General features: G+C 41.5%; 10 protein-coding genes and 1 tRNA gene. 3 read left to right on the forward strand and 8 right to left on the reverse strand.

Going from position 1 to position 12336, the window contains the following annotated elements; genetic code table 11:
• Nucleotides 1–19 precede the first annotated feature (19 nt).
• The 7 genes from APA_RS08400 to APA_RS08430 all read right to left on the reverse strand — a co-directional run bounded on the left by APA_RS08400 (nucleotide 20) and on the right by APA_RS08430 (nucleotide 8392).
• Complete coding sequence (locus APA_RS08400; protein WP_201321842.1) at nucleotides 20–2584, reverse strand: fimbria/pilus outer membrane usher protein; 2565 nt, start codon at nucleotides 2582–2584, stop codon at nucleotides 20–22.
• A 234-nt stretch (nucleotides 2585–2818) separates the two neighbouring features.
• The gene (locus APA_RS08405; RefSeq protein ID WP_201321843.1) at nucleotides 2819–3571 is read right to left on the reverse strand and encodes a fimbria/pilus periplasmic chaperone; all 753 of its coding nucleotides are present in this window, start codon (nucleotides 3569–3571) and stop codon (nucleotides 2819–2821) included.
• A gap of 60 nt (nucleotides 3572–3631) precedes the next feature.
• Nucleotides 3632–4108, reverse strand: a complete 477-nt coding sequence (locus tag APA_RS08410; protein WP_236579460.1) for a hypothetical protein — start codon at nucleotides 4106–4108, stop codon at nucleotides 3632–3634.
• 168 nt (nucleotides 4109–4276) lie between these two features.
• Nucleotides 4277–4786 carry a hypothetical protein gene (locus APA_RS08415; RefSeq protein WP_201321845.1) on the reverse strand — a complete coding sequence of 170 codons (510 nt, stop codon included), beginning with the start codon at nucleotides 4784–4786 and terminating at the stop codon, nucleotides 4277–4279.
• A gap of 369 nt (nucleotides 4787–5155) precedes the next feature.
• Complete coding sequence (locus APA_RS08420) at nucleotides 5156–5632, reverse strand: response regulator transcription factor (RefSeq protein WP_236579461.1); 477 nt, start codon at nucleotides 5630–5632, stop codon at nucleotides 5156–5158.
• A gap of 245 nt (nucleotides 5633–5877) precedes the next feature.
• Nucleotides 5878–7362 carry a DASH family cryptochrome gene (locus tag APA_RS08425; protein ID WP_201321847.1) on the reverse strand — a complete coding sequence of 495 codons (1485 nt, stop codon included), beginning with the start codon at nucleotides 7360–7362 and terminating at the stop codon, nucleotides 5878–5880.
• A 76-nt stretch (nucleotides 7363–7438) separates the two neighbouring features.
• Nucleotides 7439–8392: an ABC transporter permease subunit gene (locus APA_RS08430; RefSeq protein WP_201321848.1), complete on the reverse strand. Its 954-nt coding sequence runs from the start codon at nucleotides 8390–8392 to the stop codon at nucleotides 7439–7441.
• A 180-nt stretch (nucleotides 8393–8572) separates the two neighbouring features.
• Between APA_RS08430 and APA_RS08435 the strand changes: the two genes are divergently transcribed.
• The gene (locus APA_RS08435; RefSeq protein WP_201321849.1) at nucleotides 8573–9478 is read left to right on the forward strand and encodes a TIGR04168 family protein; all 906 of its coding nucleotides are present in this window, start codon (nucleotides 8573–8575) and stop codon (nucleotides 9476–9478) included.
• On the opposite strand, the gene APA_RS08440 is transcribed toward APA_RS08435, so the two are convergent.
• Nucleotides 9464–10177 carry a J domain-containing protein gene (locus APA_RS08440; protein ID WP_201321850.1) on the reverse strand — a complete coding sequence of 238 codons (714 nt, stop codon included), beginning with the start codon at nucleotides 10175–10177 and terminating at the stop codon, nucleotides 9464–9466. The genes APA_RS08435 and APA_RS08440 overlap by 15 nt on opposite strands.
• A 504-nt stretch (nucleotides 10178–10681) precedes the next feature.
• Between APA_RS08440 and APA_RS08445 the strand changes: the two genes are divergently transcribed.
• Both APA_RS08445 and APA_RS08450 read left to right on the forward strand, forming a co-directional pair.
• Nucleotides 10682–10754: transfer RNA gene (locus APA_RS08445), tRNA-Thr, on the forward strand.
• 250 nt (nucleotides 10755–11004) lie between these two features.
• Nucleotides 11005–12162: a 5-(carboxyamino)imidazole ribonucleotide synthase gene (locus APA_RS08450; RefSeq protein ID WP_201321851.1), complete on the forward strand. Its 1158-nt coding sequence runs from the start codon at nucleotides 11005–11007 to the stop codon at nucleotides 12160–12162.
• The last annotated feature ends 174 nt before the right edge of the window (nucleotides 12163–12336 follow it).

A 12336-nucleotide genomic window follows, 5' to 3' on the forward strand; every position in this document is an offset into this window, starting at 1 on the left:
AAATAGAGAGGCAATAAGATCATTGCGATCGCACTACGCCTAAGTCATAAAGTCCCGTCTTGCCTTCGGGTATATCTATTGAGAAAACTATAGGTGGATCGCTATACATTCGCAACTCGTAACGTCCGGGCTTAATACCTGTTAAAGCAAATTTTCCTGCTCTGTTGGTAAATAGTTGTAGAGGCGGCAAATCTGGATTAGACAAAGAAACGACTTCACCTGTTAGTAAAGATAGAGGTTCATCTTTAGCATTGCGTAATGTACCGCGTAAAAAGATAGTGGCATCAGTACCGATTCTGATCGCTGTGCCACTTTTATATGTTGGCAAAACAGTATAACTGGTCGTACCTAAATCGTATCCCAGAGGCAAACTAGGTGCATCAATACGCAATTTAGAAACTTGATAAGCCGATAAGTCTGGCAGCACAGCCACTCCCGCCCAGTCAATTTGAGCAGCATAGCCACCAATGCCATTGGGATTAATCCCAATTACTCTGCCTTGTAATGTCGGGTGAGGCACTGCTAAAACAAAGCTGCCATTTACAGGACGTGAGATGCCAAAGTACCCATCCGCAAATACCAGTGATGCGCCAAAGTCGAGTCGGGTTGTATTTGTAATCTGACCATTGCGGCTAAATAGTGCATCCTGCGAAAGTTCTAAATTGCCACGATAGCCGTTATAGGAAAGTCTACCCGTAAAGTCATCGGCAGTAGGAGACAGAGCTGTTGCTAGTGAAACGTTAATTCCTTCTAAAGAATTAGGCGAACTGGCGCTCCAACTTGTCCGCAAAGTTTGGCTACTTTTACTGTTCAATTCAGCCGAAGTTTGGATAACTTGTCGCTGTTGAGGCAAAACCCAGACTAGGCTCACAAATGCTCGTTGCTCTTTTGGACTGACTCCATCTCCAGATTCACTAAGATTGATAGTCATTCCTAATCCATTATCAAAGGATTTACCTAGATTTAATCCTACTTGGTAGGAATTAGGGCGATCGCGACCAAATTGGTAGCGAAAATTTAGACCTCCAGTGACATCCCAAAATATTTTTTGTTGATAATAAGCAGTCAAGTCTAATACTGAAGGAGCACGAATAAAATTATTGATTCCATTGCTAGCTGCTAGAAAGTTCACTCCACGATGTTCAACAGTAAAGCCAAAAGTCTGTTCTAAAGGATTACTTATGCCTGTTTTGAGGAAGTCATACCGCAATCGAGCTGCAAGCCCTGTCCCCAACTGATTGTCGTTGCTTAAAGCGGTATCCCATGCAAAATTCCCTAATGTAGTTGCTAAAACTCCTTCAAACCCAACTAATTGTTGGTTACGATCCGCTTGTAGATAACCGCCTATGGTCAAAACATTGCTAACTCCTAAACGATGCGATGCTACAAGAGTTGGGGCCGACAAGTCATAGTTTTGAGTACCATTTGTGACAAGACTAGGAAACCCAAAGCTATAGGCAAATTGTTGAATACCTTGTCCAAGGAGATTGGCAGCGATCGCATTGGCAAAATCTAGGCGTTGTATCCGTCCGACATCATCTGTAATCACAAGCTGAACATCATTAATGCCCGAACCGAGGGACAGATTGCGAATATCTTGCTGACCTGCGGGTAATCGTAAGGTTTGAACTAGACGACTGTTGCTAAATACTTCCACCCTAGACGGATTTTCTAAAAAGAACTCGTACTGACTGACTGGGCGAGTGATTAGATAAGGCTGCAAACCATAATTGCGCGCAACTGTGAATCCGAAAAGCGGTCTACTCGTCTGATAGCCCACCACTGGGACAGCAAGATCTCCTGCTACATAGCGCAAAGCGTTATCTAAATCATCGCGAACAATCCGAAAATCTCCGCGAGTCCATTCTGGTTTTGCTCGTTCTATAAATGAGAAGTTTCCTTCTAAAACCCAATTATTTAGATTAATTGCCGTATCAAAGTTCAGGTTGAGTGGTCGCCGAAATGGTTCCGAACTAGTAAAATTTGACGAGACAAATTGTTCACCACCACGTATGGTCAAATAACCGCTAAATTGACTCGGTAAAATGACGTTGGCTAAGCTGAGATCTTGAGATTGTGGGTTATAAACATTAATCTTGCGCCGAGCAGCAGGTATTTGAATAAATAATTCCAGTCGCCGCTCGTCAAAAATTGCTTCTAGTCCATTTTGACGCAGCGTATCAATGGAGATAGTTCTCTCAGTATCAACAGAAGCTTGCAGTTTTTCGAGAATCTCAGGGCGGACAATTTCGGCAAGATTTGTCAAAAGGGGTGCAGACTGAATTTTGATGCCTGATGCGCTACTAGGCAAAAAGAGAACAAAAATCTGTCCTTTAGATTGATTATCAATCGACCAAGGCACAATCAGTCGCTGTACTCCCTGAGTTATGCGCGATCGCTTAAATACTTGCTCAAACAGTGCATCTTCAGGTGGATCAGATTCAATCTTGGGGGTAGCTTCAGTATTAGGTTTGACTGGGGTTGGAGGTGATTGCTTTACTGAATCTGTCTGAGCTAAAGCACTTGTTGGAGAGATTAAAACCAGACTGGCGATCGCGAAGAGAATATTTTTTGCAACGTTCATAAACTCTAACGCGATCTCTAAATCTCAAAAAATTTTATAGTGTTTTACAAGCTTACCAAATTAATCATTATCATCAAAAAACACTTTCTAAGCCATCCTAGAAAGCTTTGCGCTCAAGGCCGAACCAATAATTTTTTAAAAGTGTTGCGAAGCAACACTTTTAAAAAATTATTGGTTCGTTTGATTCACTCACACACAAACTCAAAAATCTACAAATGATTTAGGGCTGATTCATTAAGGTGTGTAGTCAAATGTAGCGGTGACATTGCCCTGTGGTAAATCAGTTGGGTAGGGGAAAACAAAACGGCGTTTATTTTTTGCCAAAATCACTTTGGAACTAATTTCTTGAAGTTGATCGGGTTTTAGGACAATGGTTTTACCGTCACTAGTAAGATTTAGGCTAAAGTTTTTAAGACTAGCTCGTGCTGATCCTTGATTCTCTAAAATCAAAGCGATCGTTGGCTTACCCTTATCATTCTTTTGCACAATCACACTATCGACAACCACCTTAGACTGCACATCCGTAGGACGGACATACAGCGAACCCATATAAGTTAAAAGGAGGTCTACTTTACCTGTTGGGCGATTAGGTTTACCGATCTCAGGCTTTTTGAGATTGATCGGAACCTGTCTCGATACCAATCGATAGGCAATTTCTTGTTGAGGGTTTGGGTCTCCCAACCATGTCACCCGCACAGTTTGTCTTGTATTCGGTTTGAGAATTATTTGTGGCGGATAGATCAAAAAATCATCATCTGCTGGCTCATAGCTTTCCTTGCCATCTAAGTCTATTGCCCGCTTGACTACTGACATCTCAACAGCCTCTGGCTCTGACTTATCACTTATTAGTTCATAGGACTGGGTTGCATTTGATCCTGAGGGTGTAAAAGTACGCGAAATCGGTTCAATTTTGAAAGCCCAACTAGGTTCGATATTTGCTAATAACAGAAAAAGTGCTAGCCCAAAACTGGAGAATGTGAATTTCATTGTTTTAATTTCATAGAATACGAATAAAAACTATGGATGATTTTATGCAGTGTAAATAATTTAAGGGTTGTCTGCGATCAAGATCGTAATATTGGCGATATATGTTCCTGGATCTTGCAAACTAGCAGAAGTATAGAGAATGTAGAGATCGCGGTTTTGGGAACCTGCTTGATTGGTTAGAAATGTATAGTTATTGCCAGAAGCAACCGTAAAATCACCAGAACTTGGTGGATTATCTCCAGATACTACTGTCATTACTTGGTAAGAAATGGGAGTATTTTGACTTGCTTTTGTTAAGTTACCAGAACTAATAGTTATCGTAAAACCTTTGTTACTGTCTGTAACTAGTGTCAGGTTAGAAACTTTGACAACTCGTGTTGTTGCGCTACCTTCACCATCAAGAGGTAGACTGCTAGCTGATGACATCACGTTTACCGAAACGGAAGATTCAGCAAAAGCTGGCTGTATTCCCATCAAAGCTATACAGGTTAATAGTCCTATGCCCCAGAGTGCTGGCTTCATTTGCTTATTCTTCATGATTTAGCAATAAAATAACAATCTAAAGTAAGAAAGCAAAGTAAAGATTTGACGTATCTCCATTGAAAAATTAAAAGCATATGCAGATTTTATTTGTTTACCGCATATGCTCTTGATTTCTTCTTGTTAACTTATTACTTTAGATTTGAAAGTTAACCACTGTCAGCATTAGTCTGCGTTATCTGTCACGGTCAGGCTAACAGTTGCACTATAGGCTATAGGATCTTGAAGAGCCGCAGGAGTATACTCAACGAACAGGCTGTAAGGAGTTGAAACTGCTTGTGCTGCTGTGGGTGCTATAAGTGAGCCTGCAATTGTTGTGTAACCTGTAGTTGGAGTTGTGGGCGATGCACCAGCAAGGACTGCCACACCGACTGTGATAGGAGTTTTAGCGTTTAAGTTGGTAAAGGTGACTGCTGAATCTAGAGCTAGATTCAAACCTGTAGCGTTATTCGTCCCCATCGTAATATCACCAACCTTAACACGTTGGACACTAGGAGTTGTAAGGTTCATACCAGTATTAGCAGTTGGTGTTGCAACCATCTCGAGGGTGGTAGTAACTGTACCGCTTAAGGGAATAGAGCCAGTCGTACCTGCAAAAGCTGCGGATGCCGCAAAAGATGAAGCAATAACAAGACCAGAAGCAACCAAAACGCGGCGAAGTGAAGTAGATAGCATGTATTTGTCCTCTTTTTTTCTATGTAAATGGATAGATTTGTCTATCCGTAAATGAGTTCTGTCTAAATAATTTTGAGAATCGATACAGAGTTTTAGATTTTCTCTTCCCCAGTTGTATCTTTTTCTCCCCCGTTTTCCATGTATCTAATCTATCGTCATTCCCACTTGATGTATATCAGGGAATACCCTGATATTTAATTTATACCAATTCCCGACAGTGTAACTACACTGTCAGGAATTAAAACCCAACCCCAGATTCAAAACCTATGCCGATCGCTGCGCGATCGACATAGGTTTTGAATCTGGGGCTTAATTACGCCGAGGCATTAATAACTCGTCCAAAAGATGAAAAAACGTCACCTTTCAGATCTAATCGTCTAAACTAATCAGCCCCACCCGTAGAGCATAACGAATTAGTCCAGCCAGATCGTGAATATTTAGCCGCTGCATTACCTGACCACGATGAGTCTCAACCGTTTTAACACTTATAAATAAAGATTTTGCAATTTCTTTGGTCGTCAATCCATTCGCGACTAAGCGCAAGACTTCACATTGACGAGGAGTTAAGAGTTCATTATCAATAGAATTATGGGCTTCTTTTGTTTGTGGCTGTTTAGGTTGCTGCTGATCTTGTTGTTTTTCTTGTTGGTGATTTAAATTGAGGCGATGATTTAGCCTGACGGCAATATCTTCCAAAAGCTTAGCTGCATCGCGACTAGTCCCAAGCTCATAAGCCAAATCATTTAAGGGTTTACTTTGGTTGACTACTTGTAAAATTCGACGTTGACGACTTGTTAATCTTAGTTTCTCAGAATTATTTATTTCAGAAATTTGTTTTTCAGGCATAGATTGATTCATGATTGCTTAGAGATAATCCTGATGTAAACCATAAAATCGCCTGAAATAATGTAGGTATTATAAGTCTGAATTGCGCTTGAAACAAGGAGATATTAAGGCGATCACTTATGTTTATTCCAGAAATTCAGATTGCCTTCATCTACCTTATAGCAATTCTCAAAATAGCAACGTCATTTTGGAAATTGGTATTAATAGCGCTATAAATCTTTGGAAGAGTTGAGACATCTATAAATCTATAACCGATGGACTGAATTATCATAAATTACTTCATTTGCTGTTGCTGAGGCAAACAAATCGACAACAGCGTAGGGATAGTCAACACCAAGACGAACATTAAAACGCTTCTGCTCAACCGCTAAAAGCTGCCATGGTTGATGGACTTTACTAGCCGGGAGATCTGTAAGTTCTGGAAGCCAATGCTTGACATATTCCCCTTGAGAATCGTAATCCTGAGCTTGCTTATTGATATTAAAAAATCTGAACCCTCTAGCATCATTCCCAATTCCTGCGGTATAGTTCCAATTGCCCCAATTACTACAAGGATCGTAATCAATTAGTAGAGATTCAAACCATTCAGCACCCATTCGCCAATCGATACCAAGATTTTTGGTGAGAAAGCTTGCCACATTCTGACGACCACGATTGGACATAAAGCCTGTAGCTGCAAGTTCCCGCATATTTGCGTCAACTAAAGGGAACCCCGTATTTCCTGTTTGCCAAAGCTCAAAACGTTCCCAATCTTGTTCCCAAGGTATATCCGCACCACGTAAACCTGTGCGATAGAATAATTTATCACCATGTTTCGCCGCCACAAAACGAAAATAGTCGCGCCACAGCAGTTCAAAAATTAGCCAGTACGTCGAGTCATTGGCTAGCCGATCGCATTCATATTTTTTTACTTGAGCATATATATAGCGTGGGCTAATACAACCTAATGCTAACCAAGGGGAGACCTTAGAAGAGTCATCAGCATGGAGCATTCCATTCCGAGTTTGCTTATAAACTTGTATGCGATCGCTATCCCAAAAGTAATGCTCTAATCTTTGTAGCGCTTTGGTTTCACCGCCTTGGAACTGTAATACAGCGCGATCGCATAGTGCGGGTTCTTTAAGTCCGAGCCTTGCTAAGTTAGGGATTTCGCCGATATCAATACCTTCGGGTAAGGCAGGAAGGAGATCGGGTGTGGGGAAAACTTCACGAACTGTAAGATTGGCTTCAACTTGCTTGCGAAAGTGGGTGAAGAGTTCAGGAAGATTGGCGATCTCCTCAAAGGGCAAGTCATCAAGATGAATTAACGTGCTTCCCCAAAAGCTCTTGAAACTAACATTCTGTTTTTTGAGAATAGAATCTAGCTTTTTTTCTAGGATTTTCTCCTCAGTGGTGACTTCTGCATGATAGTAAATTGCACCAATTTCTAGTTGCTCAGCTAATTTAGGCAAAACTTGATCGGGATTGCCAACGCGAACAATCAAATCAGAATTAAGCGATCGCAAGCTTTCCCGCAAATTTGCGACACTCTCGATCAGAAATTTGGCGCGAAATGCTGCTGTTTTCTCAAAGCCAAAGTATGTCTTATCAAAATGGGCGCGATCAAAGCAATACACAGGAAATATCTGTGCGCCCGGCTGAGCCGCATCTTGAAACGCCCGATATAAGGTTTCGCAATCATGCGATCGCAAGTCATTACGGAACCAAACTAAAATATTTTGATTATTCATATCAAAATTCTATTTGATTTTTGGGTAGGGGCAATTAATGAATTGCCCCTACCCAAAATGGTTGAGATTTATTAGATTAGCGTTCAACAATCTGGAACTGGCGATTTAGTAAATTCATACTTGCGGAAATGGTCAAACTCATGGCGAGATATACTCCCATGATAATCAGAATTACGTTTACAGGTCTTCCTGTTTGATTAATTGTCGTCGATGCAATGCGATAAATATCGGTATAACCGATCGCGATCGCCAGACTGGAATTTTTAGCAATGTTCACATATTGACTAGTCAGCGATGGAATGATAACTCGCAATGCTTGCGGCAAAACAATTTTTTGCATCGTTTGGAAGTTACTTAATCCCAAAGCTTTCGCAGCTTCCGTTTGACCTCTAGGAACTGAGAGAATCCCACCACGCACAATTTCAGCAATGAAGGCACTGGAAAACATAGTTAAGCCTAAGACTAGAGCGCAAAATTCCGAACTCAAAGTCATTTTTAAAGCGGCAATCGTGATGCCATCTTTAGCAAGGGTGGCAAATCCCAACGATATGCGATCGCTAGCGGATGGAAGCGCCAAAAAGATAGCTGAGTACCAGAAAAATAGTTGTAATAGTAGTGGTGTATTACGGAGGATTTCCACATAAACCCGTGCAAGTTGCTTGACTAGCCAATTATTTGATAATCGCGAAACTCCAACTGTTACACCGACAACTGTGGCGGAAATAATGCTAACTGCGATCGCCTTCAGAGAATTCAGCAATCCGACCTGCAAAGCAACGGTGTAACTATCCGAAGCCTTGTAAGGAAAGGGCGAATCGGCAATATCAAAAGAAGCAGGATCGCCGAGAAAGTCAAAACTAATCGCTAGCCCTGAATTTCGCATATTTCGAGCGAGGGTATTCCATGCCAAAATGCTGCAAGTAATCACGATCGCTAAAAAAATTAATTGGGCGATCGTGCGCCAATTCCAGAAATTTGTCTTTAAATTATTTTGCCAACTTGTCGCGAACTTCTTATTACTTGCAGACATTGCTCGAATCGCTCCCAATATGGTCTGAAATTAAGTTTAGTATAGTTGCAGTAAGTAACTCAGTATAATTGAAAAAACAGAGCCAAAACCTGTACCGCCAGCTGCGCGGGCAGTACAGGTTTTTTGGGTTTTGTATTTAATTTTGCTTAGCTACTTGTATCCCCGCATCAATTTATAATTATGTCCAAATCATCGGTCAAAATAGCTGTAGTTGGAGATGTTCATGATTTGTGGCAGCCCGTTGAAGATCGCTTAGCTCTTCAGTCTTTGGGAGTTGATTTAGTTCTATTTGTTGGTGACTTTGGCAATGAGTCAGTAGAAGTTGTAAGGGCGATCGCCAGTCTCGATATGCCGAAAGCGGTTATTTTAGGTAATCATGACGCTTGGTACAGTACTTTAGATGATGGCAAAAAATCCAATAAAAACGAATGCCCCTACGATCGCATTAAGGAAGATCGGGTGCAGCAGCAATTAGATATTTTAGGAGAGATGCATGTTGGCTACAGTTGGCTAGACTTTCCTGAATTAGAGCTCTCAGTGGTCGGCGCACGTCCATTTAGTTGGGGAAGCTCTAAATGGAAAAAAGAAGCTTTTTATCGCGATCGCTACAATATTAAAAATTTTGTGGAATCAACTCAACGCATTACCGAATCTGTTGCCAAAGCTGCCTATGAAAACATAATCTTTTTAGGTCATAATGGTCCCTGTGGACTAGGTAGTGAGGAGCATTCAATTTGTGGCAAAGATTGGAAAGTTGGCGGCGGTGACTATGGCGATCCCGATTTTGCAGAAGCGCTTTCTCAATCCTATCAAATGCAAAAAATAGTTCCCTTAGCTACATTTGGGCATATGCATCACCATTTGCGGCTCAATCCTCATCGTACTCGTGAAGCGATCGCGACTAACGACATGGGGACGATTTTTCTGAATGCTGCCTGTGCTCCGAGAATCGTCAAAAATAATGACGGAGAATACCGTAACTTCTCCATTGTCAGCTTAGAATCTGGACGGATTTCCCAAATATCCCTCGTATGGCTAAATTCTCACTATCAAATAGTTAGTGAGAATACTCTATACCGTTTGTAAATTTTCCATTGCCATTTGGGCGCAATAACGCATTTCGTCAGCTCTGCGCCAAAGTTCTTGTCCAGTATGCAAATGGCGATCGTCAAAATTTAGAGTAAAGTAATTTAATTCTTCAATCCCATCACTGATCGCATTGAGACAGTGATAAAGATAGCTAGCAATCCCTGCGGCAGAGGCTGGATTGGGAAACGCACGGAAGAAAATCTGCGCCTTGGCATAGGAACCACGACATTCATCAATATAGTCCTCAAAATCTTCCATCAGTCCATCATCGTAGGGATCGGCAGAGAGATCGTCGATCTTCTCGTCTAGACTATCGAGAATTACTTCGAGCATTTCCGAGATCGGTTCGTAAACTTGTTTAAACCAGCGATCAAGTTTCTGATCTTCATTGAGATGGGTTTCTCGATTAGAAGGCGATCGCTTGAATCCCTTATGAGATGATGCTCCATTAGGAGTATGTTTAATGCCAAGACTGCGATCGTAGTGGGCGCGAGATTGGGGATTACTAAGAACCTCGTAAGCGAGGTTGATGGAGGCAATATCATCGTGATTATCGAGATGATGATTGCAGTCAGGATGAAATTCTTTTACTAGACCACGATAGGCAGTTTTGACCTCGGCATGAGCAGCGGTGTAGCTAATTCTCAGAGTCTTGTAGTGATTTGCTTGTTGGATGCGATCGCTTGTCCTAGCCATGTCCTTGTGATTAATCTACGTTTGCGGTAATTTTTTATGTTTTTCATGCTGAATTTTTCGGGATTTCGAGATTCTCGAAACATTATTTTTAAGCAGAGCAAAACTTTTCTATTAAGCATTTTGTAGGGATATTCAGTCAGCGTCAACCGCTTGACAAATAAAAAAATAGAGTCTGCAATTATTGCCGATTCTGTTTTTGAGATATTTTATAGCTATAGCTAGATAAGTCAGACCAAAAACAAAAACGAAAAGATGGTTACAGCGCGAAGCGCTGTAACCATCTTTTCGTTTTTATGTCTTAAGTAGATGTACATAATTTACAAACCCAAACCCTTAAAGTTGCGCCCCGCAGGGGCGCAACTTTAAGGGTTTGGGTAATTTATTTTGCACAAGTACATAACTAGAGTGACTAAAAATTGGTTTCATAATTAGAATTGTTGGATATTTAAGATAAATGTTGCTAAAGCGATCGTATGTCTGTTATGATTCCATAGCATTAAATTTGCTGGTGTAGCTCAGTTGGTAGAGCAGCTGATTTGTAATCAGCAGGTCACGAGTTCGAGTCTGGTCACCAGCTTAATCAACTTAATAACAACAAAGTAAAAGACAGTGCTTAGCACTGTCTTTTACTTTGTTGTTAGGCAAAGATACCGCGAGCTTTGTCAAAATAATATTTGCGATCATCTAGCCCGTTATAGCCGCCGTTCTCAGGTAAGGTCACTCGCATATGGCATTCATAGCTTAGAAATCTCTAGTTTCTGAGTATTGAGACCTATAATAAATGGCTATTTGTTAATTTACAGAAGTATTGATTCAGGAATTTTGTAGTGGTTACTCGGCAAAAAATCGGGGTGATTGGCGGCGGACAACTTGCGTGGATGATGGCGATCGCAGCCAAGCTTATTGGCCTTGAGTTAGCTGTGCAAGCCGCAAGTCCCGATGACACAGCCGTAAATATTGCCGATCGCGTAATTTATGGAGAAGTTGCTGATGCTAGCGCAACAGCCAAGCTTGCTGAAAATTGCCAAGTAATTACCTTTGAGAATGAATTTGTCGATCTCGTTGCGCTTCAAGAGCTAGTTGATCGGGCTGGCGATCGCGGCTTGTTGTTTTTGCCAAAACTAGAAACTTTGGCGATCTCCGTCGATAAGCTAAATCAACGCCAACATTTTCGCGATCATCAGATTCCCACACCCGAATTTTATAGTGTCGATACAGAATTAGAGCTTTTAGCATCTGCCGATCATCTCGGCTATCCCTTAGTTCTCAAAGCACGACGACATGGCTATGACGGCAAAGGAACTTGGGTTATTGCCAATGAAATAGAACTGCGATCGGCTTGGGAAAGTATGCATAAAGCTCCTGCGATCGCAGAAGCTTTCATTCCCTTTGAGCGCGAACTTGCCATCATTGTTGCGCGATCGGAATCAGGTGAGATCGTAATTTATCCCGTTGTCGAAACCTTGCAAACTAATCAAGTTTGCCACCGCACGATCTCACCTGCTCGTGTCGATCCCAAAGTTAGCGAAAAAGTGGAAATCATTGCTAAGCAAATTGTGACCACCCTTGATGCGATCGGTGTATTTGGGATCGAATTCTTTTTGACCACCAAGGGAGAAGTCAGCGTTAACGAAATTGCGCCACGCACGCACAATTCAGGACATTACACGATCGAAGGCTGTCAAACTTCGCAATTTGAGCAGTTACTTCGCGTCGTTAGTGGCAAGCCTTTAGGTAAAGTGTCGATGGTTGCACCTGTGGCGGTAATGGTCAATTTGCTAGGTTTTGAGAATGTCTCTGGTGTAGACGCTGATTATTTAGAAAAACGCGCTGAGATCGCCAGTTTTCCGAACACGTATATTCATTGGTATAACAAAAAGATATCCTCTGTTGGGCGAAAACTGGGGCATGTGACAATCTTGGCGGAAACCCACGATATTGCTATAGATATCAGCGATCGCATCGAAAGTATTTGGTATAAGTGAGGTTGTGCCCCGCAGGGGCACAACCTCACTTATTTGGGTACTTGATTTGGTGAATCAAGCCAAAATGCTTATATAGAAAGCGTTTCAAATAAGCGCTTTAGCTGATGAAAACCCTTTTCGCTTCGTGGGAAGTTATATATGCGTCTCAATTGTTTCATTGAACAAGAGTCAGCG

Source organism: Pseudanabaena sp. lw0831, from assembly GCF_016584665.1.
In the GTDB taxonomy this organism is placed as follows: Bacteria; Cyanobacteriota; Cyanobacteriia; order Pseudanabaenales; family Pseudanabaenaceae; genus Pseudanabaena.

Coding starts and splice junctions, on each gene's coding strand:
- APA_RS08430 (WP_201321848.1), bottom strand. CDS start 8,392: ATGTCTGCAAGTAATAAGAAGTTCGCGACAAGTTGGCAAAATAATTTA.
- APA_RS08410 (WP_236579460.1), bottom strand. CDS start 4,108: ATGAAGAATAAGCAAATGAAGCCAGCACTCTGGGGCATAGGACTATTA.
- APA_RS08425 (WP_201321847.1), bottom strand. CDS start 7,362: ATGAATAATCAAAATATTTTAGTTTGGTTCCGTAATGACTTGCGATCG.
- APA_RS08400 (WP_201321842.1), bottom strand. CDS start 2,584: ATGAACGTTGCAAAAAATATTCTCTTCGCGATCGCCAGTCTGGTTTTA.
- APA_RS08405 (WP_201321843.1), bottom strand. CDS start 3,571: ATGAAATTCACATTCTCCAGTTTTGGGCTAGCACTTTTTCTGTTATTA.
- APA_RS08435 (WP_201321849.1), top strand. CDS start 8,573: ATGTCCAAATCATCGGTCAAAATAGCTGTAGTTGGAGATGTTCATGAT.
- APA_RS08420 (WP_236579461.1), bottom strand. CDS start 5,632: ATGCCTGAAAAACAAATTTCTGAAATAAATAATTCTGAGAAACTAAGA.
- APA_RS08415 (WP_201321845.1), bottom strand. CDS start 4,786: ATGCTATCTACTTCACTTCGCCGCGTTTTGGTTGCTTCTGGTCTTGTT.
- APA_RS08440 (WP_201321850.1), bottom strand. CDS start 10,177: ATGGCTAGGACAAGCGATCGCATCCAACAAGCAAATCACTACAAGACT.